The 25,323-nt window shown below is 54.6% G+C and carries 25 protein-coding genes; 14 read left to right on the top strand and 11 right to left on the bottom strand.

The window, feature by feature from the left end:
* Positions 1-117: 117 nt before the first annotated feature.
* From LZ463_RS01155 to lipA, 3 genes are all read left to right on the top strand, one after another.
* Positions 118-1,014, top strand: a complete 897-nt coding sequence (locus tag LZ463_RS01155; protein ID WP_241453002.1) for a PhzF family phenazine biosynthesis protein — start codon at positions 118-120, stop codon at positions 1,012-1,014.
* 105 nt (positions 1,015-1,119) lie between these two features.
* Positions 1,120-1,785: a lipoyl(octanoyl) transferase LipB gene (gene lipB / locus LZ463_RS01160; protein WP_241453004.1), complete on the top strand. Its 666-nt coding sequence runs from the start codon at positions 1,120-1,122 to the stop codon at positions 1,783-1,785.
* Positions 1,786-1,807: 22 nt separating this feature from the next.
* Complete coding sequence (gene lipA / locus LZ463_RS01165; protein WP_241453006.1) at positions 1,808-2,776, top strand: lipoyl synthase; 969 nt, start codon at positions 1,808-1,810, stop codon at positions 2,774-2,776.
* Positions 2,777-3,033: 257 nt separating this feature from the next.
* On the opposite strand, the gene LZ463_RS01170 is transcribed toward lipA, so the two are convergent.
* Both LZ463_RS01170 and LZ463_RS01175 read right to left on the bottom strand, forming a co-directional pair.
* Positions 3,034-3,375, bottom strand: a complete 342-nt coding sequence (locus tag LZ463_RS01170; RefSeq protein ID WP_241453008.1) for a lipocalin/fatty acid-binding family protein — start codon at positions 3,373-3,375, stop codon at positions 3,034-3,036.
* 73 nt (positions 3,376-3,448) lie between these two features.
* The gene (locus LZ463_RS01175) at positions 3,449-4,324 is read right to left on the bottom strand and encodes an AraC family transcriptional regulator (protein ID WP_241453010.1); all 876 of its coding nucleotides are present in this window, start codon (positions 4,322-4,324) and stop codon (positions 3,449-3,451) included.
* Between the two features lie 144 nt (positions 4,325-4,468).
* Here LZ463_RS01175 and LZ463_RS01180 point away from each other — a divergent pair, with 144 nt between their 5' ends.
* Positions 4,469-5,419: an alpha/beta fold hydrolase gene (locus LZ463_RS01180; protein ID WP_241453012.1), complete on the top strand. Its 951-nt coding sequence runs from the start codon at positions 4,469-4,471 to the stop codon at positions 5,417-5,419.
* A 134-nt stretch (positions 5,420-5,553) separates the two neighbouring features.
* Here the strand turns inward: LZ463_RS01180 and LZ463_RS01185 are convergent, their stop codons facing one another.
* A complete protein-coding gene (locus LZ463_RS01185; RefSeq protein ID WP_241453014.1) occupies positions 5,554-7,407 on the bottom strand; it encodes a beta strand repeat-containing protein in 1,854 nt (617 codons plus the stop codon).
* A gap of 427 nt (positions 7,408-7,834) precedes the next feature.
* Between LZ463_RS01185 and LZ463_RS01190 the strand changes: the two genes are divergently transcribed.
* The 6 genes from LZ463_RS01190 (at position 7,835) to LZ463_RS01215 (ending at position 15,610) form a co-directional block, all read left to right on the top strand.
* On the top strand, positions 7,835-9,412 hold the full coding sequence (locus LZ463_RS01190) for a ferritin-like protein (RefSeq protein WP_241453016.1): 1,578 nt from the start codon (positions 7,835-7,837) through the stop codon (positions 9,410-9,412).
* An 11-nt stretch (positions 9,413-9,423) separates the two neighbouring features.
* Positions 9,424-10,857, top strand: coding sequence for a hypothetical protein (locus LZ463_RS01195; protein WP_241453018.1), 1,434 nt, complete (start codon positions 9,424-9,426; stop codon positions 10,855-10,857).
* Positions 10,847-11,677 carry a hypothetical protein gene (locus tag LZ463_RS01200; protein ID WP_241453020.1) on the top strand — a complete coding sequence of 277 codons (831 nt, stop codon included), beginning with the start codon at positions 10,847-10,849 and terminating at the stop codon, positions 11,675-11,677. Before LZ463_RS01195 ends, LZ463_RS01200 begins: the two co-directional genes overlap by 11 nt.
* Entirely contained in the window at positions 11,667-13,112 is a 1,446-nt protein-coding gene (locus LZ463_RS01205; protein WP_241453022.1) for a radical SAM/SPASM domain-containing protein, read from the top strand. Before LZ463_RS01200 ends, LZ463_RS01205 begins: the two co-directional genes overlap by 11 nt.
* Positions 13,105-14,580, top strand: coding sequence for a flavin-dependent monooxygenase QhpG (qhpG, locus tag LZ463_RS01210; protein ID WP_241453025.1), 1,476 nt, complete (start codon positions 13,105-13,107; stop codon positions 14,578-14,580). The genes LZ463_RS01205 and qhpG overlap by 8 nt, the downstream gene beginning before the upstream one ends.
* A 160-nt stretch (positions 14,581-14,740) precedes the next feature.
* Entirely contained in the window at positions 14,741-15,610 is an 870-nt protein-coding gene (locus LZ463_RS01215; protein WP_241453027.1) for an alpha/beta hydrolase, read from the top strand.
* Between the two features lie 66 nt (positions 15,611-15,676).
* Here the strand turns inward: LZ463_RS01215 and LZ463_RS01220 are convergent, their stop codons facing one another.
* Positions 15,677-16,609 carry a LysR family transcriptional regulator gene (locus tag LZ463_RS01220; RefSeq protein ID WP_241453029.1) on the bottom strand — a complete coding sequence of 311 codons (933 nt, stop codon included), beginning with the start codon at positions 16,607-16,609 and terminating at the stop codon, positions 15,677-15,679.
* A gap of 109 nt (positions 16,610-16,718) precedes the next feature.
* On the opposite strand from LZ463_RS01220, the gene LZ463_RS01225 reads away from it, so the two are divergent.
* Together LZ463_RS01225 and LZ463_RS01230 are read left to right on the top strand one after the other, a co-directional pair.
* Positions 16,719-17,675 (top strand): NAD(P)H-binding protein, encoded by a 957-nt coding sequence (locus LZ463_RS01225; RefSeq protein ID WP_241453031.1) that lies wholly within the window; start codon positions 16,719-16,721, stop codon positions 17,673-17,675.
* 50 nt (positions 17,676-17,725) lie between these two features.
* Complete coding sequence (locus LZ463_RS01230) at positions 17,726-17,977, top strand: hypothetical protein (protein WP_241453033.1); 252 nt, start codon at positions 17,726-17,728, stop codon at positions 17,975-17,977.
* 54 nt (positions 17,978-18,031) lie between these two features.
* Here the strand turns inward: LZ463_RS01230 and LZ463_RS01235 are convergent, their stop codons facing one another.
* Positions 18,032-19,030: an MBL fold metallo-hydrolase gene (locus LZ463_RS01235; RefSeq protein WP_241453034.1), complete on the bottom strand. Its 999-nt coding sequence runs from the start codon at positions 19,028-19,030 to the stop codon at positions 18,032-18,034.
* A 134-nt stretch (positions 19,031-19,164) separates the two neighbouring features.
* Between LZ463_RS01235 and LZ463_RS01240 the strand changes: the two genes are divergently transcribed.
* A complete protein-coding gene (locus LZ463_RS01240) occupies positions 19,165-20,085 on the top strand; it encodes a LysR substrate-binding domain-containing protein (protein ID WP_241453036.1) in 921 nt (306 codons plus the stop codon).
* A gap of 475 nt (positions 20,086-20,560) precedes the next feature.
* On the top strand, positions 20,561-20,824 hold the full coding sequence (gene infA, locus LZ463_RS01245; RefSeq protein WP_241453037.1) for a translation initiation factor IF-1: 264 nt from the start codon (positions 20,561-20,563) through the stop codon (positions 20,822-20,824).
* Between the two features lie 23 nt (positions 20,825-20,847).
* Here the strand turns inward: infA and LZ463_RS01250 are convergent, their stop codons facing one another.
* Genes LZ463_RS01250 through mdcC form a run of 6 tightly spaced genes read right to left on the bottom strand, consistent with a single transcriptional unit; the run spans position 20,848 to position 25,316 of the window.
* On the bottom strand, positions 20,848-21,783 hold the full coding sequence (locus LZ463_RS01250) for an ACP S-malonyltransferase (RefSeq protein ID WP_241453038.1): 936 nt from the start codon (positions 21,781-21,783) through the stop codon (positions 20,848-20,850).
* Positions 21,784-21,786: 3 nt separating this feature from the next.
* Positions 21,787-22,707 (bottom strand): triphosphoribosyl-dephospho-CoA synthase MdcB, encoded by a 921-nt coding sequence (gene mdcB / locus LZ463_RS01255; RefSeq protein WP_241453039.1) that lies wholly within the window; start codon positions 22,705-22,707, stop codon positions 21,787-21,789.
* Positions 22,701-23,393 carry a malonate decarboxylase holo-[acyl-carrier-protein] synthase gene (mdcG, locus tag LZ463_RS01260; protein WP_241453040.1) on the bottom strand — a complete coding sequence of 231 codons (693 nt, stop codon included), beginning with the start codon at positions 23,391-23,393 and terminating at the stop codon, positions 22,701-22,703. The genes mdcB and mdcG overlap by 7 nt, the downstream gene beginning before the upstream one ends.
* Before the next feature lie 3 nt (positions 23,394-23,396).
* On the bottom strand, positions 23,397-24,113 hold the full coding sequence (gene mdcE, locus LZ463_RS01265) for a biotin-independent malonate decarboxylase subunit gamma (protein ID WP_241453041.1): 717 nt from the start codon (positions 24,111-24,113) through the stop codon (positions 23,397-23,399).
* Positions 24,106-25,005: a biotin-independent malonate decarboxylase subunit beta gene (locus tag LZ463_RS01270; RefSeq protein WP_241453049.1), complete on the bottom strand. Its 900-nt coding sequence runs from the start codon at positions 25,003-25,005 to the stop codon at positions 24,106-24,108. Before LZ463_RS01270 ends, mdcE begins: the two co-directional genes overlap by 8 nt.
* On the bottom strand, positions 25,002-25,316 hold the full coding sequence (mdcC, locus tag LZ463_RS01275) for a malonate decarboxylase acyl carrier protein (RefSeq protein WP_241453051.1): 315 nt from the start codon (positions 25,314-25,316) through the stop codon (positions 25,002-25,004). Before mdcC ends, LZ463_RS01270 begins: the two co-directional genes overlap by 4 nt.
* Positions 25,317-25,323: the final 7 nt, after the last annotated feature.

The following is a 25,323-nucleotide window of genomic DNA, read 5'->3' on the forward strand; positions in this document are numbered from 1 at the left end:
TATTTTTACCTGCGGCAACATCTGCTGCCACAGCCATGCACCACCTCTAAAATCCGACTGGCAAGCTGACAGGCTGTCGTCCTATAATGTCCCTTCCCTCAACATCATGGAATGGACATGGAGCCGTCTATAGAAGTCCACATCGTTCACGCTTTCACACACAAAAACGATGGTGGCAACCCGGCAGGCGTCGTCTTGAATGCCGATCTCTACAGTACCCAGCAAAAACTACACATTGCCCGCGCTGTCGGCCTGTCAGAAACAGCCTTTGTATCCAACTCTGACTGCGCCACCTATAAACTGGAATTTTTCACCCCCAATCGCCAGATCGCCCACTGCGGTCATGCCACGGTCGCCACATTTTCATTGCTGCGCGAACTGGGCAAGGTCAGTCAGGGCCTGTGCAGCAAGCAGACCATAGACGGCAACCGCGACATACTGATCAAGGATGACATGGCCTTCATGCAGCAAAACGCCCCACGCTACCAGGTCATTTCTGGTGAAGACAGCGAACAGGCCGTCCTGCATGCCCGTATTTTGTACAGTATGGGCCTGACCGAGCATGACCTGATACGCGACAAGCTGCCAACCATCGTCAACACCGGTAATGCCTTTCTGGCCATCCCCGTCAAGGGTCGAGATTGTCTGGCCAATATCCGGCCCGATCATGAAGAAATCGGCAACATCAGCGAAGAGCTCGACCTGGTGGGCTTCTACCCCTTCACCCTCGATGTACAGGACGCTGCCAGCGCCGCCAGCACACGCATGTTCGCCCCGCGCTATGGCATAGGCGAAGAATCCGCCACCGGCACAGCCGCTGGTCCGCTGGCTTGTCTCTTGCACAAAGAATTCAATATGGCTGGCCCTGTACTGCAAATCGAACAGGGGGACTTGATGGAACCAGCCTCGCCCAGCCTGATCAAGGTGGAACTGTCGATACACAATGGCAACATACCCAGTCTGATGGTCGGTGGCAAAGCCAGAGTGGAAAAAACTTTGCTGCTAAAAATTTAAGCTCAGGGACGTGTCGAGCTTCAGCCTGTGCCAGATCATGCTCTTTTCATAAGAAAACAGCACAGGCACAGACCTTGCGGCCGCAAAATGTTACACTAGCGGTCTATGCAAGCAGCCATCTCGCCACCTGTGACAGCCCGTATCATCCATCGCGGCATCGAGCCTTACCAGCACACTTTCGATGCCATGCGCGCGTTTACCGACGCCCGCACAGAGCATACCGAGAATGAATTCTGGATAGTCGAACACCCGCCTGTGTATACCCTGGGCTTGGGCGCCGACCAGTCCCATGTGCTGGCCGCCCATGACATCCCTGTGGTACAAACTGACCGTGGCGGCGAAGTCACCTACCATGGGCCTGGCCAGGTCGTGATTTACCTGCTGATGGACTTGCGCCGCAGCCACCCCAAAGCACGTTTGTTTGCACGCGAATTTGTCAACAAGATAGAACAGGCGGTCATCAACACCCTGGCAGCGTATAATCTGGCTGGTGAACGCAAAGAAGGTGCGCCCGGCATTTATGTCAGCGAAGGCCAGTGGCAAGGCGCCAAGATCGCCGCCCTGGGCCTGAAAGTACGCGGCAACGGCTGCACCTATCACGGCGTATCACTGAATGTAGATATGGATTTGACACCATTTTCATGGATTAACCCCTGCGGCTATGCCGGGCTTGCCACGGTGGACATGAAAACCCTGGGCGTGACCGTGCCGCTGGCCCAAGTCCAGAACGCACTCGCACAGCATTTACAAGAACTTTTGACTGCTTCCTGATTTTTCGACATCGCTTCATACCATGACTACCGAAAACACACCCGTCGCCAACGCCAACTACGATCCCACTGAAAAACAAAAGGGCGCCAGCAAGACCGCACGCATCCCGATCAAGATCGTACCGATGGAAAGATTGCCCAAGCCCGACTGGATACGTGTCAAGGCAGGCTCTCCCACCACGCGCTTCTATGAAATCAAGGACATACTGCGTGCCAACAAACTGGTGACCGTCTGCGAAGAAGCATCCTGCCCCAATATCGGTGAATGCTTTGGCAAGGGTACTGCCACCTTCATGATCATGGGTGACAAATGCACCCGCCGCTGCCCGTTCTGCGACGTCGGCCATGGCCGCCCTGACCCGCTTGATGTTGATGAACCGCTGAACCTGGCCAAGACCATCGCCGCCCTCAGATTAAGCTATGTCGTCATCACCTCGGTAGACCGTGATGACCTGCGTGACGGCGGCGCTGCCCACTTTGCCGAATGCATCAGCAAAATCCGCGAACTGTCACCGATGACACGCATAGAAATCCTGACACCGGATTTCCGTGGCCGCATGGACCGTGCGCTGGAAATCTTGAACATGGCCCCGCCAGATGTGATGAACCACAATCTTGAAACCGCACCGCGCCTGTACAAAGAGGCACGCCCCGGTTCCGACTATGAATATTCGCTGAGCCTGTTGAAACGCTTCAAGGAACAGCACCCCGACACCCCGACCAAATCCGGCATCATGGTCGGCCTGGGTGAAACCGATGAAGAAGTCCTGCAAGTCATGCGCGACATGCGCGCCCACAATGTCGACATGCTGACCATAGGCCAATATCTTGCACCAAGTGGCCACCACCTGCCGGTACGCCGCTATGTCCACCCTGATGTCTTCAAGATGTATGAAGAAGAAGCCTACAAAATGGGCTTCGCTCATGCCGCCGTTGGCGCAATGGTGCGTTCCAGCTACCATGCCGATCAGCAGGCACATGGCATAGGTTGATATGTGAAAATTCATCCTTTGCAAAGGATGAATAAACCTGACGAATTGCATTGGCTGGCTTGGTAAAATAATTTTTCCAAACCAGCCAATCCGCGACTGCTACTCTTCACCCACCTTCTTCCAATTCAAGCTGGCGTTTTATCAACGTCCAGCCAGTCAGCCTTCAGTTCAGGCAAATCACCTCTGAGTTTCAAAAGAATACCTGATCGCCTGTCAGCATCTTGCTACTTATGTACAAAGGTAATCAGAAATGGTTGCTACGGATCTTTATGTTGAGATTTAAAAGTCGAGGCATGTTTTGAATGTGTTGCGACCGGCTCACCCGTTTCATTGAGCCTGATGTCAATCTGGTGCCCCTTGACTGTTTGCCAGACAATGCGTCCGTCCTCCGTCAGAGTCACTTTTTTCCACTCTCCGTCCTGGCTCTGTCTCTGGAATTCGCCCTCCGCAGTCAAGCGGAATTGCATCACCGTATTTTCGTACTTGGTGGTGAACACCCAAGGAGACCCGTCCACCAATTTTTTAACGATAGGGAGTGATTCTCCGGCAAACCCGTTTAGTGAAATCAGGAAGGCCAAGACAACAAAAAGATACTTCATCGAAAATTCCTTTCGCAAATACCGGGACAAGCTGGTTCAAGATTTGTCACTCAAGAACAGCAATCGTCTTAAACTATTCATGATTCGCCATTCCGCGAATTTGCGCCGGACTCACACCCAGCACACGGCGCATGCTGCGGGCCAGATGGCTGGGGTGGGCGAAGCCGGTTTCCAGCGCGATGTCTGTCATGCTCTGCCGCCCTTCCAGCAAGAGCAGACGGGCGCGCTCCAGACGTCGCTCCAGTACATAGCGATGTACCGGCATGCCCATCGCCTGCCTGAACAGTGATTTGAAATGCGACAGGCTAAAGCCTGCCACGGCGGCAAGTTCGGCCAGGGTCAGGTCACTGTCCAGATGCGCCTCTACATAATCAATGACGTGGCGTAGCCGCCAGGTTGGCAGGCTGCGGCTGGGCACAGAGTCTGCGACCGGTTTGCGTGACTGCAAGGCAAACAGGCGGGCGGCCAGGGCGACTGCCAGGCTGTCGGCAAAAATCCGGCCGCCGGGATAAGCATCGTGATCCTCGGCCTGCATCATCCAGCCTATGCGCTCTATCTGCGGATCACGTATATGGATGGCGGGTGCCAGTTGGGCATTGTGCCTGCCCAGGTTCATGGATTCAGCAGTTTCACTGAGGATTTGCGGCGACAGTCGCAGCAGCAGGGAGGTGGCAGGCTGGGTCAGCGTCCAGCGTGTGCTGGACCCACCAGGCACCACACAGAACTGGCCATGCAGGCGCACGCCCTGGCGTTCATAAGAGCCAGCGCGATAAGACACGGGCACAGGGTCGCCCAGATGCAGGCAAAGCACATGGCGTGCATCAACAGGGGAGTCGAACAGACCCAGAGGGACAGGGGAAGTCAGCACATCAAGCAGCGGCAGATCATGGCTGCCAGCACTGTTGAGCAGCGCCACCGATGGATGGGGATAGCATGCAGGTCTGGTCATCGCGCCCTCTAAGTATGCATACCAGGAGAAACATTAATGTAGCGTAAATCATCCGTCTGTGCTCAGGATCGGCTGTTTGTGCGCGCCGTGGCAAAAAGAAGTCCTTAACATTAAACCACTTGCCAATCACAACTGGAGACTGAAATGAAAAGACGGCTTTTTTTGCAAATCACCCCTGCTGCCATAGCCAGCAGTGTCGCTACGATGTGGGCAACGCCAGCACTGGCCATGCAGGCAACAGATGCCGCAGCATTTCGCGCCATGCGCCGCTTTGCCGACCTGTCCATTGGCAAGATCGCATACGTAGACCGTGGCCATGGTGATGCTGCCCTGTTCTTGCATGGCGCACCACTCAACAGCTTTCAATGGCGCGGCGCAATAGACAGGCTGTCGCCCTACCGCCGCTGCATCGCACCTGACTTCATGGGCCTCGGTTATACGCAAGTGCCAGAGCAGCAATCACTGACAGCCGATGCCCAGTTGACGATGCTGGTCAGCCTGCTTGACCATCTGAAAGTTGGAAAAGTGAACATCATCGCCAGCGACAGCGGCGGCGCAGTGGCGCAACTGTTTGCCGTGCGCCACCCATCACGCGTACGCAGCATGTTGCTCAGTAACTGCGATGTCGAACCAGACAGCCCGCCGGCAACTATCCAGCCCGTCCTCGACATGGCGCGCGCCGGCACCCTGGCCGATGAAACCGCCAAGTGGCTGACCGACAAAGCCATGGCCCGCGCCACCTTTGGCAAGGCAGTGTTCCACAACCCGGCAGGCTTCGCTGATGAAACCATAGAGTACTACGTCACCCCGCTGGTCAGTTCACCATTGCGCCGCCAGCAATACCACGCCTTCCACCTGGCCCTGGAACCCAACCCGCTGGCAGGCATGGAAGCGCAACTCAAGCACAGCAACATCCCCGTCAGGATAGTATGGGGTGGCAGTGACACGATATTTGCACAGGCCGACGCAGACTACCTTGACCGGCTATTCCCTCAGTCACGCGGCATACGCCGCGTGCCGGAAGGCAAGCTGTTTTTTCAGGAGGAGTTTCCAGATGTGATTGCGGAAGAGGCGCGGCGTTTGTGGGGTGTGTGACAATCTGTATTTACAATGAGCACACCATAGTCATTAATAAATGTGGTCACGATCGTATTTACATCGCCCGGAACAGGCAGTTGGCTCTTGTGATGCCAACTGCCAAAATTCAAAATGCCGATAATAAAACAAAATCAACCAAGACGTCCCAGGATATCACTTGCGTTGATCGCACCAGCACCAACCAGCTTGACGATCAGGTCTATGCCAGTCACTGCAGCTGACTGATTGACATGTTCATACAAATAGGTACCCGCTGCTGTTCCACTGCCTACATTCACAATGAAGGCTTTGCCATCACCATTTGTCAAAGTACCGGCGCCAGACTGGATATTGGTCGCCAGGGCGGCGAAATCCGATGAACCTATATTGATCGCCCCCAACGATGTGGCCGCAATCCCCCAATAGATCTTGTCAGCACCAGAAGTCTTGAAGTTGGCGATCGTTGTCAGAGAGGTGGCGATAGCTCCCAGTCTCGCATCACCGCCGATATTCAAGTTGAGACTATCGGCCCCGTTACCTGTGGCAGACAAATTAATATTGATGGCACCTGTTGATCCGCTCAAAAACAGAGTATTGCCGCTTGCCGCCGCATTATAGGTAACCGCACCACTCCCGCCCGCACTCACAAAATTGTTAACATCCTTGACCGCATTGATCGTCGTAAGATGACTCGATTCCGTGTGAATGTTGCACATGCCAGTCCCACCCAATGTAACTGTCACCGCCCCAGTGCCTTTACTTCCCTCTACGTAAGAAGACAGATTGGAACCTGTCGTCACGATATTGACTGAGCCTTTCACTCCGCCATCAAACACATTCATATTCTGAAACCCGACACCTGTCACAGTGAAGTTGCCCGTACCGATCAGGGTATCACTGTGATAACCGCCAGCCACGGTACCACTCTTGGCATCAATCGTGGTTGAAACAGAGCTGGTAATGACATGACTATTGCCTGTATCAATCACTTTCAAGGAACCAGCGTTGCCATTGGCTGTAATTGATCCAGTCGTACCGCCAGAAACGATGTAGTTGCCAGTGCCGCCCAGCGTAATATCCGAGGTTGAAGCCTGGTTCACGGTTACGGTTTGTGCAGTCATTGCATTGATTGTTGCAGCTGCAGCAGCCTGATTGATCGCCAGAGTGGCGGTCGGACTTAAAGTCAACACCTCGCCCTGGGCTGCAAACAGATTGATGGCACTTACCCCACTTAGAGTTGCAGCAGTTAAGCTGGCCTTGCCTGCATCGCTGAACGTGATGTTTGCACCTCCTGTAGCATTGGCTGCATTCACAGTTAATCCCAATGTATTGGCATGGGAAGTATTGACTGTCAGACTACCGGTAGTCTGTGTCACCTGGTTCACCGATTGATTGATTCCACCAGTCACGACAACTTCATTGCCACTGGTATTGTAGAAATTGACTGTCTGCGCGCCACTGCCGAGAGTGACCGTGTCCCCGCCTGTCGCTTTATAGTTGTTGATGGCTGTAGCCAATCCGCCAGCCGCCGCTGCACCAGTCGAAGCGTCGAGAACAGCACCAAGCCACGTCTTGGCATAAGCAAATGAACCATTGACAGGGTTATACAGCATCTGGGCTTGTGCATTGCTCGCCAAAGAAGCCGTGAACGCTGTCGCAGCAGTATTTTTTGCCTGCACTGTCACTTGATCCGCTCCTGTTGCGCCACCCAATATCGCAATCGCTGCCGCACCTATACTGACTGCACCACTATCAATCTGGCCAGTCCAGTAATCCAGACCGGCAGAATCAGCAACGTGGTTAAACAGGTTGCCATAAAGTGTGTTGACAGTCTGCTTTGTCGTATAGCCGGCAAAAGCACTGGCATATTCCAGTTGCTGGGAGAAGCTTTGTGCAATCTGCAAAAGAGAAGATGGCACCGTCTGCCAGTAAGCCAGACCCGCCACATCTGCGGGCCGGTTGAAATAAGCGATGTAAAGGTTTTGGATATCGCTAGCTGTTGCCATGTAAAACGCCTTTGAAATAATGGTGAAAAGCTTGCCCAAAAACCGACCGATTCTCTCAGACTTCAGATACAAAGTACACAATCCAAACCACTATTCTTGACTTGGCACCATATTCTTTTGCTGTCAGCGCCATCAAGGCATCAAGGCATCAAGTTCTTTGACAGCAATATTCATGTGGTCGAAAGAAAGTCCCGGCACTTGGCCTGACGTTAGGAAAATGAAGTGCCTGAATAACAACACCTTGTGCCATAAATATTCATCCTGTCCTTAAAAGTTCATCTTCTTCTTGATGCCATTTCGACATTAAATTATTATTAATTGCAATTTGTTTAATCATTAATTACTCCGCAAACTCATCTCTGCACATCCAGAGGACGTTTGCCTGCTGCCTCCATACCCAACCCTTAAAAGTTAAAAGGACCAGGAAATGCGTGCTGCACAAATTCGACGTCATCTTGGGGCATTGCATGCTCCCTTGCCCAGGACCGGGACTTTTCAGGGGTTGATGGCGGGGGCGAAGATGCTCTCGGCAGAGGCTCTGGGGCCTGCCCCACGTAGCAAGGCTGCTTCGCTGAACCTGGAATTTTCTCCGCGTGACTATGTCACTTATCTGCTGTCCATTGATGCCGAGATTGAGCATTGCCTGATGGTGCAATACCTGTATGCGGCGTATTCGCTGGGCGGGCCGCAGGTGCCTGAGGTGTATCGCGATGTGGTGCGCAACTGGCAGGAGGTGATACTCGGTATCGCCAAGGAAGAAATGGGGCATCTGATCTCGGTACAGAATTCGTTGCGGCTGATTGGTGCGCCCCTGCATATGGAGCGTGAGGATTATCCCTGGGATGTGCCGTTTTACCCGTTCCCGTTTGCGCTGGAACCGCTGACGCTCGATTCGCTGGCCAAGTATGTGTATGCGGAATCACCTGTGGATTGGGATGGCGGTGAACTGGGTGACGAGATACGTGCCCGCGTACATGCGGTGACCGATGACCCGCATCAGGTGGCGGAACTGTTCAACAAACTGATACCGCTGGTGCAGGACCCGGATTATCTACCTGACGCCGTCTTCCAGGCCAACACCTACCCCGCCCAGGCCAACTGGGCTGAATGGGGGCGTGGTTACCAGGGCGGCAATCGCGGCAACAGTTCCGGCCAGCCCAGGCAGACGCCGGATGTGCTGGTGGTACCGCAGACCTGCCGTGATGACATGGTGTCGGCCTTGCAGCAGATAGCTTCACAGGGTGAGGCAACCACGGGTGATACGAAGTCACATTTCGTGCGTTTCTTGAATATCTATGTAGAGATGCGTGAATTGCTGGCGAAAGAAACGCTGACTGATACCATCTGGAGCAAAGCCCGGCCCAAGGATTTTTCTGTTGATGGCTGGAAGAAACTGCAGCCTGCCAGCAAGGCAGGCTTGCTGAAAGCCGGTGCTGCATTTGCCCCCTGGTCACCATCGCGCAAGGTGGCGATCAACCCTTATGTGTCACTGGACCCAAGTCAGGAACCAGAAGATGCCGGTGGCAAAGCGACCCGCATCACCCACCCTGAATCAATATTGTGGGCGCAACTACACAACGTGCGTTATCGCATGTTGCTTGCTTATCTGATACACAGCTTTACCCTGTTTGGGGGCTTGAATGCGGCTGGCGCCATCACACCGCGCGGTGCTATCGTCAATGGCACTTTTGGCGAGATGTATAACCTGCGCGCCGTCTCTGAAATTCTGATGCAGTTGCCGGTGTCGGCCACGGACCCTGAAGCCGGTTTTGCCGGGCCACCCTTCCAGATGCCGTATACCCTGAGCAGCCCGTTTGGCGAAACCAATCGCTGGCTTGGTCATCTTGATCTGCTGATTGCAGCAGACAACCTGACGGAAGCACTTTTGCTGATCGCTCCGCCAGCACGCCATACGTATCTGCAAGCCATGCGCGAGGCGGACAAAAACATGCAGGCACTGGCCCAGCGTATTTTGTCCGGCAGCATTGATACTGCACTCTTCTAGGAGCAGCTTATATGTCTATCTTGGAAATCAGAATTTTGCCACCCTTGGCGATTGGCCGTCTTGGTGCTGCCGATGAACCGCTGGAAGCCTTTGACCTGGAAGCAGACCCGACCAGGCCTTTTGATTATCGCAGCATTGTGCCGCGCCCCAGCCTGGAAGTGGACAAGACAAGCGGTGAGATCGTGCGCTCTTACGTGCCTGCACAGATACGCTTCAAGGATGCGGATAAAAAAATCAGGCCGGTTGCGCCATTCCTGGAAGTGTTTGTGCGCACCAGTGATCAGCCCAATGAATTGCAGCCGCTGACCCTGGACCTGTTGCAGCATGAAAAGCTGAGCCTGGCCAGCCTGCACTGGGATGTGGCGCTGAGCAATATCAAACTGTTTCGCCGCACCGGCGATGTGGATGACCAGGTCCACGCCAAACTGACATCGATCAAGGATCATGTGCGCCACCCTGTCATTGGTCATTGCAAGAATTTTTTGCCGGGCAAGACGCTGCCCCTGGGGCATATACAGTACATCAAGCCGACCAAGGACTTTCCAGAGATACGTTTGCGCTACACACCGGCTGGCGGTGTGGTGTACGGTTCACGCAAGCAGAGACTGGAGCCTGACCAGAACGGTGTGCCCGTACTGGTTGATGATCCCATTATAGATAACGATGAGCTGGTGCTGTATAACGAAAAGAAAGGCTGGCTCGGCTATGCCGATGGCACCGTCCCTGGCGTCAGTAATGCCACCCTGACTGCACCCGCCAGCATCTATGCAGGTTACGCCGATGCTGACGGCAATCAGGTCAGCTGGGGTTATCTCGATGATGAATGCGACGGCCATGTCAGGGTCAGTCTGAAACTGCATGACGACAAGGTTTTGCATGCGCAAGCCTATATCGGTGCCGGTCCGCCAGCTTTTGCGCCTGACACTTTGCCTGTGCGCGTCATCTCTGACGAGATGGAGCAATTACTGTACGGCGCCGAGGTAAAAGACGAAGAAGTGTCGCTCGATGATGCGACCGAACTGGTCTTGCGTGCGCTGGAAACCGTCAGGCTGATGAATACCGCGGTGATGAATGGCAACCCGGTCAATGGCCGTCTGAACGTAGCCAGTACCATGGTGCGGCAAAACACAGGTGACTTTGAGCGTTATTACGAACCGATAGCCGCCGCCTCGCTGGTGGACAACCTGGCCCTGCGCGCCCTGCATGAGCGCGTCTTCAGCACCCTGACTGCCGGCGGCGCCCCCTGGTTTGCCCAGGCACTGCGTCAGCCGGATGAAATCGGTGACCTGTCGGCAGCCGCACTGCGCAAGATGCCGGCACTGATGCGCGGTGCAGATGGTCGCAGCCTGACCCTGACACGCCGTCATATCGACATGGTGATCAAGGCAGCCAAAAACGCCATGTTTGCCAGCCCCAGCCAGCAGGAGAAAAAAAATGTCCGGTAACAGCGCAAACAAAAAAGCCAGCATCAGTGCCAGCAACCTGACGGCGCAAATCCATCATCGCGGTACGGGTAACCCGGCGTCGGTACTGCCGCGTAGTGCGATATCGAACTGCTTCCCTGGCCTGGAATTTGATTTCAGGAACCTGTGGCGACGCGCCTTTGAAGGCATCACCCTGGTTGAGAACAACAACTATGTGATTGACGCTGAACCCGCCCATGAAAACCTGAAGACCCGCCGCCTGCTACGCTTTGCCGGGCTGGACATGGGCGTGCTCACCACCGGGCCAACCGTGCCGGAGGAAGGCCCCATCACTCTGGCTTCAGCCGCCAACCCGAATGCCGTGTCTTTCATGGAATGGTCCAATTCATTTGCCCGCATTCTGCATTTGCAGGGGCAGATGGTGGAATGTGAATTCACTACCGACAAGAATGCCGACACCGAAGTCTTGTATGACGCCGACACGCCCACCCATAAGGTGCATTTGAGGCTGCGTCACTTTTTTGTCAGCGGCACGGCGACCTTCAACCCGGACCTGCTGCAACCGGGCGAATTGACGCAAGGTTTGTGCGCGCCCTGGCAAAATGATTACCGCGAATGTGCCTGTTACTACTGGGCGGCATCACGGCCAGATTATGTGAATGTGGAGCCTGGCGTCAACGGCCTGTCACGCGGCGACATGTGGTTTGCCAAGAAACGTACGGGCACTTATATCCCCGACAACCGTACCGACAGCCGCCTGTATTCTTACGATGATCTGTTCAAATCCTGGCAAAGGTATTTGCAATTCATTATACGCGGTAAAGATGTCGATGAGTCCTGATCTGGTCACAGAAGATAAGGCTGTCGAAAAGCCGCAGGACCAGCTGCCCGCAGCTCCGGCACTCGCGTCTGCACTGACAGCGACGCTGGCACAACGCATCGTCGCCGCATCGCGCCCCGGCCATCGTGACGCCCACTTGGTGGAAGATGCGCAAGGTGCGCAACTCTTGCTGGTCAATGGCAGCCGCCTGTTTCATTTGCCACCTGAACTGCTCAATGAATTCCGTATCGCCATCGACAGTGATGACAGTCAATTACTGGATGAACTGATCGACAGCTATGGCTTGCAGGCCGCGCCTTATATTGATGATGCACCACTGAACTCACCGCCCATGCACGCGCTGTCGCTGGCTATCGCGCAAAAATGTAATCTAGGCTGTACCTATTGCTATGCCCAGCAAGGGGAGTTTGGCGGCAAGGCCAAAAGCATGGAATTGCAAACAGCCATGCAGGCAGTTGATGTCTTGCTGGCACAGGCTGCGCCGGGAGCCAAGGTCAACCTGGCTTTCATGGGAGGCGAACCCTTGTCCAATCGCGCCGTACTACGCAGCGTGACGGAGTATGCGAGCGAACAGGCGGCACAGCGCAATGTGCGCTGCCACTTTTCCATCACGACCAATGGCACGTTGGTGCAGCCGGAAGACGCTGATTTTTTTGAGCAGCATGGCTTTGCCGTGACGGTCAGTCTGGATGGTCCGGCGGCGCAGCATAACCGCCTGCGCGCTTTCAAAGGCGGCAAAGGTTCTTTCGACCAGATAGTAGAACGCATCGCTCCCCTGCTGGAACGCCAGCGCCAGATGCAGGTGTCGGCAAGGGTGACGGTGACACCCTTCAATCTTAACCTGCCGCAAACCCTGGACATGTTCATCGACATGGGTTTTCACAGCGTAGGATTCTCCCCCCTGTTACGGGCCTCGAATGGCCAGGCAGAAATGGGGGCCGAGGATATGGCAGAAATGCTGCAAGGTATGATTGCCTGCGGCCTGGCTTTTGAACAGCATGTCATGCAGGGCAAGCGTTATCCTTTCATGAACATGCAAAACGCCCTGCGTGAATTACAGCGTGGTACGCATCGCCCCTACCCCTGTGGTGCAGGCGCCGGTTATTTTGGTGTGTCTGCTGATGGCGATTTATCCGCCTGCCATCGCTTTGTCGGTGATGAACAGGGCGGCATGGGCAGCCTGGATAAAGGTGTGGACCGCAGCAAGCAGGCCATCTGGCTCAGCCAGCGCCATGTGCACCAGCAACAGCCTTGCAATGACTGCTGGGCGCGTTACCTGTGTGGCGGTGGCTGCCATCATGAAGTGCTGGCGCGCGGCCGCCATGCCTGTGACTATATACGCGGCTGGCTGCATTACACCATCGGTGCGCACCAGCGCCTGAGCCATCTGACGCCAGACTGGTTTGCCGGACCGGCTGACGAAGCACATGCCTGAAATGAAAGCGATTGTCGATGCCCTGATCATCGGTGCCGGGCCGGCTGGCCTGACGGCCGCCCTGCGATTGCAGCAACTCGGTTATAGCGTGCACATCGTCGAGCGCAGCCCCACCTGGCCCAGGCCACAGATAGGTGAAGTATTGACCCCCGGCATCAGGAACATCGTCGACATGCTTGACGTCAATGATGCACTGGAAACCCTGCCCTACCTGACCGGTTTGCCGACCCATCTGCGCTGGCGCAGCAGCATGCCAGAAACCGTACAGCATGGTGATGCGGCGGTAGTCAATCGCGGTCTTTTTGATGCAACGCTGATGCAGGTGGCAAGCCAGCGTGGCATCACCATCAGTCAACCAGCACAGATCAGGGACATCACGGGCAAGGCCCATGACTGGCAAGTGCAACTGAATCTGGCGGGAGATGTGCAACAGATACAGGCCCGCCTCATACTTGATGCCAGCGGACGCAACAACAGCCCGCAGCAGTTTGCCTGCGCACCACGACTGTCTGCCATGTGGGCAGAGCTGGAGCCGGATCATATCCCCGCCAGCCAGCTTCAATGCACGCAGGTGGAGGCACTGGAACATGGCTGGCTGTGGGGCACACAATTGCCGGACAGGCGCTACCGCATCATGTGGGTCGGTGACCCACACACAGCCCATGCGCACATGCCTGGAAAAGCAGAACAATGGCTGAAGAAAAATTGCGCATACAGTCAGTTATTTGTAGAGCTGGCACAGGCACCGTGGGCCAGCCGCCTGCAAATGTGTGCGGCAACGCCGTACATGTCGCTCGACAGCTGGCAGGATGGCCGCCTCAAACTTGGTGACGCAGCCTTTGCACTGGACCCCATCTCTTCATCCGGCGTGGAAAAAGCCATGCGCTTTTCTTTGCAGGCTGTGGTTGCCGTGCATACCATGCTGAGCGGAGCAGATGCCGATCACGACGAGTTGGCGCGTCAATTTTATGAACAACGCCTGACTGAAACCTGCGCACGTCACCAGCACTGGACGAAATCGTATTATGCCCAGGCCTGGTGCAGTGAAAAATCATTCTGGCAGCAACACGCGCATAATCATGATCATGAGACAGCAACCCATCCGCTCGTCACATCTTTGCACGAGCAGATGAGGCAGCTACGCAATTACCGCCCGGCAGAATTAAAACCACTGACCGATTTTAATCAGTACAAAACTTTGCGGCTGCATCCAGCCGCCAGCATGACCGAAGCTTACTGTGTTGTGGATGACAAGGTGCAAAAACAGGTAGCGCTTACCCACCCCAACCTGGACCGGCCCCTGTCTTTTCTGGAAAACGAAGCCCTGTTCCCTCGACTCGATTTTCTATGGCAGGCGCAGACATTGAACGAGGTACTGAATCGGCTTGGGCAACAAATGCCACTGCAAAAATCACAAAGGATTACAGCCTGGTTGTGGCAGCGCGGGATACTCGAAAGTATCTCCTGAGAGCAATTCTGTTCAACTCAAAATCCAACATGCCGCCCCTGCATGACAATAATCCTTCCTGATAAGAATGGCTGGAATTGCGTGAAAATTGGCTGTTTTTTTGCAAAAATCACGTGCTAGAATTTTGTCGCCAATTTTTAAAAATGGAGACAAAATGCATATGATAAAAACTAAACATCCTATGGCAGCACTGCTGTTCGCAATGACAGCGACGCAATTGACAGCTTGCGTGCACGTGGAAATCAGCGACAAGCAGATGATACGTCCCGACAGTGCGACCGCTTATAAGGCTGGCCCCAAATTGACACAGGAAGCAATACAGAAGATAAACCCTGATGCGCAGATCAGGGATGAAACTGTCATCGCGGCAGACCAGAGCAAGCTGGAAGGCCTTTCCTTACGGCAGAACGGCAGCAAGGTGACCGTGCTCTACTTTGGCGGCAACCTGTCTCACGTCGATGAAACAGTCCCCTACCTGCAAAAAAACCTGGGAGCATGCAAAGTCAATCTGGTGACGTTTGATTACCGTGGCTATGGTCGTACCAGCGGTGTACCGGATACAAACACCCTGCATGAAGACGCCCTGCGTATCTACGATAGCGTGCGTGCCCAGACCCAGGGCAAGCTGGTAGTCCATGGACATTCCATGGGCAGTTTCGCCACCGGCACCATTGCCAGCCAGCGCCAGCCGGACGGCGTCATCCTCGAAGCCACAGCCAACAACTTCAAGGACATGGTAGACAACGCCGTGCCATGGTATGGCAAACTGATATCGAGCATCGACATAGAAAAAAACCTGCTCAGTGTGAACAACGTCAGCGCAATGGCCAGATACCAGGGCCCCAGCCTGGTGATTCTCGGTGAAAAAGACCAGCAGATGCCGGCAGCTCTGGGGCAAAAAGTGTATGACGCCATCCCTGCAAAAAACAAGCGCCTTCTGCTGCTCAAAGAAGCGGGCCACACCGGCATGCTCAAACGTGAAGATGTACAAAAAGCGTATTGCGATTACATACAACAAATCATTCTGTAATCCCGGAACGGCAAGCTGCCAGCAACGCAGCTTGCCCCCCAGCCCAGCAGGCTATCGTCACTGCACTCAGTTGCGTATATAGACCTGCCCTATGTATTCTTTCAATCCCTCCGCCAGAAAATCGAAGGTCGTTCTGTAGCGTTGGTTCTGCTTCAGGTCTTCATGCATGACTATCCAGGTCGGGAAGTTGATCTGTAGTGCTGACGGCAAGATATGCACCAGATCAGGGTTGCGTCTGGCCAGCAGGTTCTGGCAGATGCCTATGCCAAAACCGGCACGGATGACGGCCAGTTGGGCGATGTCGTTGTCTACCCGCAGGCTGAATTTGTCTCGCTGTATGAAAGGGAATTTTTCCTGCAAGGCGCGCATGTAGGGCAGCACGGTATCGAAGCCTATCAGGCTGTGGTTGGCCAGGTCGGCAGTGTCTTTGGGCATGCCATGTTTTTCCAGATAGTGACGGTGTGCATAAAGACCCAGAGTGACGTCACCAACGCGTTTGGCCAGCAGGACATCTTGCCTGGGTGCTGCCATCCTGACGGCGATATCTGCATCACGGCTCAGCAGATCCTGGCTCTTGCTCGACAGTACCAGTTCTATACGCAGATCAGGATGGGCCTCCTTGAGCCTGGTGATGATGCCAGGCAGCACTTCTACGCCTATCACATCCGAAGCGGTGACGCGGACGGTCCCCCTCACCTCATGCGCTTCTGCGGCAATGACACGTTCCAGCGCTGCAGCAGTGTTTTTCAGGCTTTCGGCAAAGGGACGCAGGGCCAGCGCACTTTCCGTGGCAGACAAACCATGCTGGGAGCGCACGAACAGGGTCACGCCCAGTGACTGTTCCAGCGCTTCTATCTGCCGCCCTATGGTTGGCTGGGTCAGGCCCAGCGCCCTGGCGGCCGCCGACAAAGAACCTTCTTCCAGCACCGCAAGGGCAGCACGGTAATGATCCCAGCTGACAGCACTGCTGGCAGATTGGTGAGTAGTTTTTTTAGCCATACATAAATGTATACCATCTATGACTTTTTCGCTAATTGTGTTTAATACTGCCAAGGAGCAAACTTCTCTTGCGGTCTACAAATGACAAACCCTCTGAAAAGGAAACAAGATGAAAACGACTCAAAAAGCGCTGGTACTGGGTGCAACTGGTGGTGTAGGTGGCGAAGTCGCCAGGCTGCTGATACAACGTGGCTGGCAAGTCACCGGTCTGACCAGGAATGAACAGGCCCTGCGTGAGCAGCCTGATGGCATCAACTGGGTGGCAGGTGACGCCATGAACCAGCAGCAGGTGATTGATGCCGCTACCGGTGCTTCATTGATCGTCCATGCGGTCAACCCGCCTGGTTACCTGGACTGGGAAAAACTGGTGCTGCCCATGATAGACAACACCATTGCCGCTGCCAAACAGGCTGGTGCGCGCATCTTGTTGCCTGGCACGGTATACAACTATGGCCCTGATGTCTTCCCGGATATTGATGAGACTTCGGCACAATTCCCTATCAGCAAAAAAGGCAAGATACGGGCAGAACTGGAACGTCGCCTGGAAAAAGCCTCACATGATGGTGCACCTGCGCTGATCGTGCGTGCCGGTGATTTCTTTGGTCCGCGTGTTGCCAATAGCTGGTTTTCACAAGGGCTGGTAGCGCCAGGCAAACCGGTATCACGCATACAGTATCCTGGGCAGCCTGGTATAGGTCATCAATGGGCCTACTTGCCGGACGTGGCAGAAACCATGGTCCGGCTGGTTGAGAACGCTGACAAACTGGGTGCCTTTGAAACCTTCCACATGCAAGGTCATTGGGATGCAGACGGTACGCAAATCGCCGCTGCCATCGCCCGTGCTGCCGGCAAGCCCGAAATGAAGGCAAGTGGCTTTCCCTGGTTCGTGCTGCGTCTGCTCGCCCCCTTCAAGCCAACACTGAAAGAATTATTTGAGCTGCGTTATCTGTGGAAGACCCCGCTGCGCATGCATAACGCCAAGTTGCTCAAGATATTGGGTGAAGAGCCGCACACGCCGCTTGACCAGGCCATACGTGTGACTTTGCAAGGTTTGAAGTGCATTTAATTCCTGCCGGGCTCTGCCTGGGCAAACATATAGACTGAGAGGAAAAAATCATGCTACTCAAGAAAACTGCCCCTGCCCTCGTGCTGCGCGCATTACGTCTGTCCACGCAAACCTGGCAACTGAAAACCGAAGACCGCCTGCTGAAGATAACAGGCGTCATGCAAAACCTTGGTGTGCTCGACGCCTTGCGTACGCCAGGCGGCTTAGGTCCGGTGGCCTTCAGCCTGATTGCCGTCATCGGCAAACCTTGGATGACCAGACTTAAGGCTCAGCCTTGTATCTTCAAGAGCAGGACATGCTGAGCACAGGGTCTGGCATTTGCACTGCCAGACCGGCCTTCCCCCTTCCCTCTGCCATCATTGTGCAGATCGCAAAGACTGGTACGGTGCAGGCGCCCAGACGTAGCTATCGTCCTTATCTTTCTGTTTGCGAATATGTCCCAGGCCAGGAAAAGAAATATGTGCGCTGCCCAGCAGGTATCCATCCCTGGCGGCATCCGCAAACAGACGCTGACGACTGATCACCGCAGCATCATGGTCAACATCATATTCTATGCTGACCGTGGGTTCAGAGAATTGTATCTCTGCCACATGAACGGTATCCCCCCACAGCATCAGACGCTGCCCCTGGCTTTCTATCAGGTAGGCAGAATGGCCCGGTGTGTGTCCATAGGCTGGCACAGACCTGATACCTGGGAATAACTGGGTCGCACCATCAAAACTCTTGAGCTTGCCTGCAACCACATAAGGGTCCATGGTTTGATGCGATTGCCTGAAAGTCGTACTCTTTTCAGGATGGGCCAGACGCGCTGATTCACCGAGCCAGAATTCACTGTCGCGCCTGTCCACATACACGGTGGCATTTGGGAACAGACGTTGCCCGCCTATCGCCAGGCCACCGGAATGGTCGCCATGGATATGCGTGAGCAGAACAGCATCAACCTGCTCAGGTTGATAGCCTGCCGCCTTGAGGTGACGTATCAGCAGACCGCCTGCATGCGGACCAAACAATTCCCCGGCGCCAGTGTCAACCAATACCAGTTGTTTGCCGGTGTTGATCAGGTAATTGTTGATCGACAGTTCTATGGGCAAATGCTCGTGACTGTCAACGATGGCCTGACGCACCAGTTCACCCGGATGCATGATTTTGTCCACGTCGCGGCTTGCCGTACCATCGGACAAAACCGTCACTTCAAAAGCGCCAAGATGAGTGCGGTAATACCCAGGCGCCTGGCTGGTAACCATGGGAGCTGCCGCATTCGCCAGACCTGAAGACAGGAAATTGACAGAAAAAACCAGGCTCACGGCTATACGCAGCAAGCGACGGGTCACAACAGATTGAAAAGAAACTGACATTGATATGCTCCGGTTTATTGCCCACATGGGATACTCGGCATCATAAATGTAGTTAATCACCTTAAATAGCGGGTAAACTGGCATTAATTATGCCATTTACGGCACAATCAGCAAAACTCACACTAAAGGAAAGCATGCTGGAAAACATACCTGACTGGTTGATTTTTGTAAAAGTTGTACAGCATGGCAGCTTTACGGCAGGCTCTGCTTCCCTGGCCTTGCCTACGACAACGGTAAGCCGCAGGGTACGTCAGCTGGAGCAAAGACTGGGGGTACAGTTATTACACAGGACAACCAGGCGCCTGGGCCTGACTGAAGCCGGAACCGTTTACTTCCAGCATTGCGAGCCCATGCTTGACATGATCAGGCAGGCAGAAACCGCCGTACAGCAATTGCAGGGCAAGCCACGTGGTCTGTTGAAGATGACAGCACCATTCTCCGTCATGGTGAATCTGATAGGCCCGTTACTGGCTGAATTCAATACACTTTACCCGGAAGTGACCATAGACGTGGCCCTGAGTCATCAGGTACAGGACCTGGTCTCCAAAGAGGTTGACGTGGCGCTGCGCCTGGGGCCATTACCCGATTCAAGCCTGGCAGCGCGGCGCCTGGGAATACTGAGCAACCGCATTTTTGCCAGCCCGGCTTATCTTGAACGCCACGGCGAACCATCACACCCGGACGAACTGATCCATCACCGCACGCTGACAACCAGAGTGGCTTTGCATGGTGACACCTACGCCTGGTCACTCGGACAAGATGGGCCGGGCGGGGCAAACAGTGCACGGCTCAATTATCCAATCAAACCCGTGATCGTGGCAGACGACCCCGAAGTCCTGAAAGCTCCTTTATTCGGCGGAACTGGCCTCATGCTGGCAACCGACCTGATCATGGCTCGGCATGTCAGCGAGGGTCTGGTTCGCCCGGTATTGCCAGCGTGGACAGGGCGCTGTCCGGAACTACATGCGGTATTCCCCAAGGCCCGCATACTGCCTGCCAAGCTGCGTGTTTTCATCGATTTTCTGGTTCGGCACATGAATGAGAGCATACGCTGACACAAGATAGCGAGGACATGTCAGATCACCTGACAAAAAACCGCTTGCCTGCTGATGATTTTTTTGACAAATTTAGCAACAAACCGGCGCGAATTCCGTGTTTTTATCAACTATCTGCAAGCAAATTCGGGGAAAGCCGGGTAAAGGAGTATAATCCAGTGACGAATCAAATTCGTGCTTACCGTATTGTTGTGCTTCTGTACAGGCAATCCCAGGCAGCAAGCTGCCCATGACTTGATCAAAACCGTTTTATCTGCCGTCTGTTGAGACCGCTTGTACCTGCGCACTGTGTAAATTGATGGCAAAACCATCGAAGCACAGCCTACTTCAACATCTGACTTGCCCTGACAACGCTGCCTGGCAGACCGGTCGCAAGTAAGTTCACCGTACTCCCCTGCAGACGATACTGCTTCGTCTGCGCGTTCGCGGCAGCAGTTTTTGATGTCGCCTCACCTTAATTGAAAAAAGAAAACACATGGCAAAAGAAGAATTGTTGGAAATGAGTGGCCAGGTTGAAGAAGTGCTGCCCGATTCACGTTTTCGCGTGAACCTGGACAATGGTCACAAATTGATTGCCTACACCTCAGGCAAAATGCGTCAGCATCACATACGCATTTTGGCCGGTGACAAGGTGACACTGGAATTGTCGCCATATGACCTGACCAAGGGCAGGATTACTTTCCGTCATATAGAAACACGCGGGCCAGCGGGTGGTGGTGGTCAGTACCGTCGTCGCTAACAAGCATCCGTCAACAAACCATGTCAGCTTTCATACTGACGCTGCACCCATTTGATGACACCGTCCAGGCTACGGAAATCGGCAACTGAACGACAGACTATGTGCGGGTGCCTTGCCCGCAACATTGCCGACAGGGCCGAGCCTGGCCCCAGTTCCAAAGCAAAACTGATGTTGTTTTCTGCAATGGCATCCATGCAGGCATCCCAGTGTATGGTATTGCTTAACTGCGCCAGCAGGCTGCTGCGTATTTGCGCACCTGTACAGACTTTTTCCGCATTGACGCCAGCCAGCACCGGCACGGCATTATCACGAAAAGCTGTTACGTCCAGCGCAGTCGACAATACCTGCTGTGCAGGCTGCATCAAAGGCGTATGTGAAGCAACATGCACAGCAATCTCTGTCAGATTGACATCCTGCCCCGGTAATCGCAGGAACAGCGAGGCTGCCTCTGCAATATCGTCTGACAGGCCGGCGACAATGACCTTGTTGGCGGCAGTGACGATGGCGATATGCAGTTGATGTTGCTGCGCGACCTCAGCTATTTTATCCAGAGGAATACCGGATACAGCAAGCATGCCTTGCGGCTTTGTGATGCAGGCCTGCATCATGGCGGCGCGGCTGGTCGCCAGAGCCAATACGACATCCACATCAAGACTGCCACTGACTGCATGGGCAGCAAATTCGCCTATGCTGTATCCGGCAACCAGATCTGCTTGCGGTAAATGCTCACGCAGCGCCAACCAGTTTGCCAGTGTCGCCGTGACGATCAGGGTTTGGGCGTACAGGTTTTCAAACAGCAGTCCCGGTGTTGCCAATACATCCGCCAGTCGTTTACCGTCTATGCTTTTATCCAGTGACAGTTGCAGCCATTCTGCGGCTGTTGCATTGGTGTTCGCCATGTCGAACATCTGCGCAGTTTGCGCTCCCTGGCCGGGACAAAGCAGGGCAAATCTGTTCATCGCTCAGGGCTTTTCTGCAACCGGGAAATTCATGCAGAGATCATGTACAAAACAGGTCGCCGCCAGCAGGTCGGCAGCACCACCCGGCGATAGTTTTCGCTGGATGAATTGCTGGTGATATTGCTCGGCCTGTTGCAACCAGACAGGGTTTTCAGTCGCCCCCTGGTTTAAAAATCCCTGTGCTGCGGTCCTGGCAAAATCAACGCCGCTCGTGCCACCGCGATGATATAAATTGGTATCACTGATATGCGCCATCAATGCAAAGAAAGTATCGACCTGGGCCAAATGGATGTCACTCCTTTTGCGAAGGCTTTTTTGCATGCGTGGTAATGCCACATCGAAGATTGACGGAAATCCTGCTGCCGCCTCTTCACGCGCACCACTGACTGCATAATGATGTGCGACTTGCTGTCCATGGCTGAGAACATCATCGGATGACTGGGCTGCGCTGTGCTCGCGTAATGCCTGGCCCCAGTGTGATGCGATGGCTAACTGCAAACTCGCCGGTGACATCCCCTGCCCTTGCTGCAAACAACAGGCAGCGGCGGCACACAGGATACCAAGCGCAAAAATCGCCCCTCTATGGGTATTGACACCTCCGGTCGCCAGCAGCATGCGCTGTTCAGCCCTGATGCCTAACTGCCTGAGTTCTTCAAATCCCGCGCCACGCGCACCGGCAATGGTGATCGCCTTGAAGTAATGTCGCAGAGCAAACAGGCTGCGCATGAAGCAGGCAGCATCCATATCGCTGTGGCTGCCCTGGTCGCGCAAAGAGACCAGACCGGGTTTGGGGTAGAGAACCAGTTCAGCATACAGGCTGCGCACAGCCAGCCTGGCGATCAAGTGCAGCTGTTGCCTGGCCTGCATGTTTGCCTGCCACGGCAATGTTGACACACAGGTTTGAAAAGCTGACTGGCTTAACATGGCAATTCACCTTCCGGCAATTGCTGCAGCAATTCCTGGCGCGTGCGCAGACTGACGCCTTGCAAGCTTTTTACCATGACGCGCTGCTGCAAATAATCAGTTGCTTCGCTGGGACATTGTGCCCACTCTTTCCAGGCCACGGCCATTTCATCAGGGAAGATAATTTCACCATCCAGTGGTAACAGCTGGCTGTACTGCTGTAGCAAAGCCAGACCGACACGCAACTGCGCCTGGTGATAAGGGCGGAACAGGATATCAATGTCAGATGCCGCATTCAGGTAAGCCTGCCCCGTCAGGAATTGCATGGACAATGAACCATACACGCGCAGCTTGATACCTGCCAGCAATGCCTCGTGATGCAGCTTTTGCAAATCAGCTTGCCAGACGGCAGGTGCAGTCATGATCACGCTATGCAAAGACAGAGACGGTTGATGGATGGCGATGTCGTCAAGTTTGATGCGGGCAGCAAAGCGTGGCTTGTTGCCATCAAGCGGTGGCAACGGAAAACCTATGCAGACTTCATCATCTGCGGCATCCGGCTGGCGGCGCGTGACCACGGCAGGCCATTCTTCCTGCTGCCAGAGACCAAGCCTGGCCTGCAGATCCGTTGGCAACACCAGGCCCTGCCAGGCAGTATCAGACAGCCAGACCAGATCATGTCTTTGGTAATGCGCAAAACTATCCATGTCTTACTTTTCTTGTGCCAGTGCTTGCGCCATGATGGTATCGATGACTTGCTGCGCCATGCGACGGCCACCGCGTTGCCTGCCCAGTTCACTGCGTCTGTCTGCTGCATCAGCGCAGGCAAAAGCCTGTTGCAGACATTGCGCCAGGTCACCTTGCCAGATCGCCTGCACGCCACCCATGCGTTCATAGTTCTTTGGCCCTGGCGCGAACACGGGATTATCCTGTGCCAGTTCTGTCAGTCTTTCTTCTGCCACTTTGGTGATGCGCGCCATGGCAGGCAACCCCATCACTCTTATCGTTGCTTCTGGCAAGGCATAGCAGGCATCGGCCATCATGCCGCTGGTAATGAAACCGCCAGACAAGGCCTGGTCATAAACCAGGGCGACAATCTTGTGGCCGGATTGCCTGGCCAGTTCCAGGCATTTTCCCAGATGTGCCATATAACTATTGATGCCCAGCATTTCATCCCGGTGGCGCAGGCGCTGGCCCTGGGTATCAACCAGCAAGAGTATCGGCCTTTGCGGAAATTCACGCACCGTCGCCAATACGGCTTTTGCCTGTGCCAGGGCGATCTCTACACCGATGGAAGTATGCCCACTGGTGCCGATGACACTGATAGTTTGCTCACCAATCTGCGCCGAACCCGAAATAAAATCATCAATGATATTGACCTGATGCCCCTGCGGGAATAATTGTGCCAGTAATTGCAGGCTATCCATGCTGGCGCTCCCCTGTCTTGATGCCGGCTGTCAGTTGCAAGAAAGCCTCTGCATCAAGCATGGCCACTTCTTCCAGATGTCTGACGCCCATGGCGGCCCAGATATCCATGGGTTCAGTCATGTCCCCAAAACTCTGCAATCTGTTATTCAACATTGTCTGTTCGTCTTCAAGGTCTTGCAGGCTCAAGGCAACGTCAGCCTGGGCAAAGTGCTGCATGGCCTGGACAACTGCTGTCTTGAATTGGTACGTCTCATCGGCCACCAGTATCTGGCAATCACCAAGCAGGTATCGGTGCTTGCCACCCGTGGTGCGCCATACCAGGGCGCGGTCACGTGAATCAAATTCTTCTACGCCGTTGGCAGTTTCTATGACTTCCGGACCGGACATGGCCAGACGCGCTTCTTCTGACATGATAATGACGTTGGCGCAGCGCGAGACTATGCCCATGCCGCCAAAGCAACCATTACTGCCGCCGATCACCACGATCACAGGAATGCCAGCGGCGCGTACGGCCAGCAAGGCGCGCATGACTTCAGAAACGGCAATCAAACCCGCATTCGCTTCATGCAGACGCACACCGCCCGACTCGGCCAGCAAGACCAGGGCATCAGGTTGGTTCACGATAGCCGCCCGCATCAGCCCGACCAGTTTGGCGCCATGCACTTCACCAACTGCCCCGCCCATGAACCCACCTTCCTGCGCAGCCACATAGACCTGCTTACCCTCGATACTGCCACGACCAACAACGACACCATCATCAAATGACACGGGTGCATTGAGTTGCGGCAGATGCGGGCTGGTCCACTGGCTCGAAGGCGGCAAAAATTCTTTGAAATCGCTGACCATGGCAGCGATGCGCTGTCTTGCCGTGCTCTCCAGATAGCTGCTCATGGTGCTTGCTCCAGACAGGCTTCGATGGCCTGGTCAAGGCGCAGGCTGACCACGGCTGGCGTCGCCCCCATGTCATTGATGGCAATGCTGGCATCTGCCAGTTGCCAGCGCTGGTTGAAGTCATGCATGACCGCCTGCCAGATGGCGCCAAAACCCATGGCAGCGGTATTGATTTCTATCTCGCAGGCGTTTTGCAAATCCGCTACCTGTACCAGCACTTCGAGGTTACCGGAACTGACGACACCGACCAGTTGTGTTGCACCAGCCAGTTTGCGTTGTCCATTTTCAAAGCGGAACACCAGTTTTTCCATGACTATC

The organism is Undibacterium paludis, assembly GCF_022568815.1.
Lineage (GTDB): Bacteria > Pseudomonadota > Gammaproteobacteria > Burkholderiales > Burkholderiaceae_D > Undibacterium.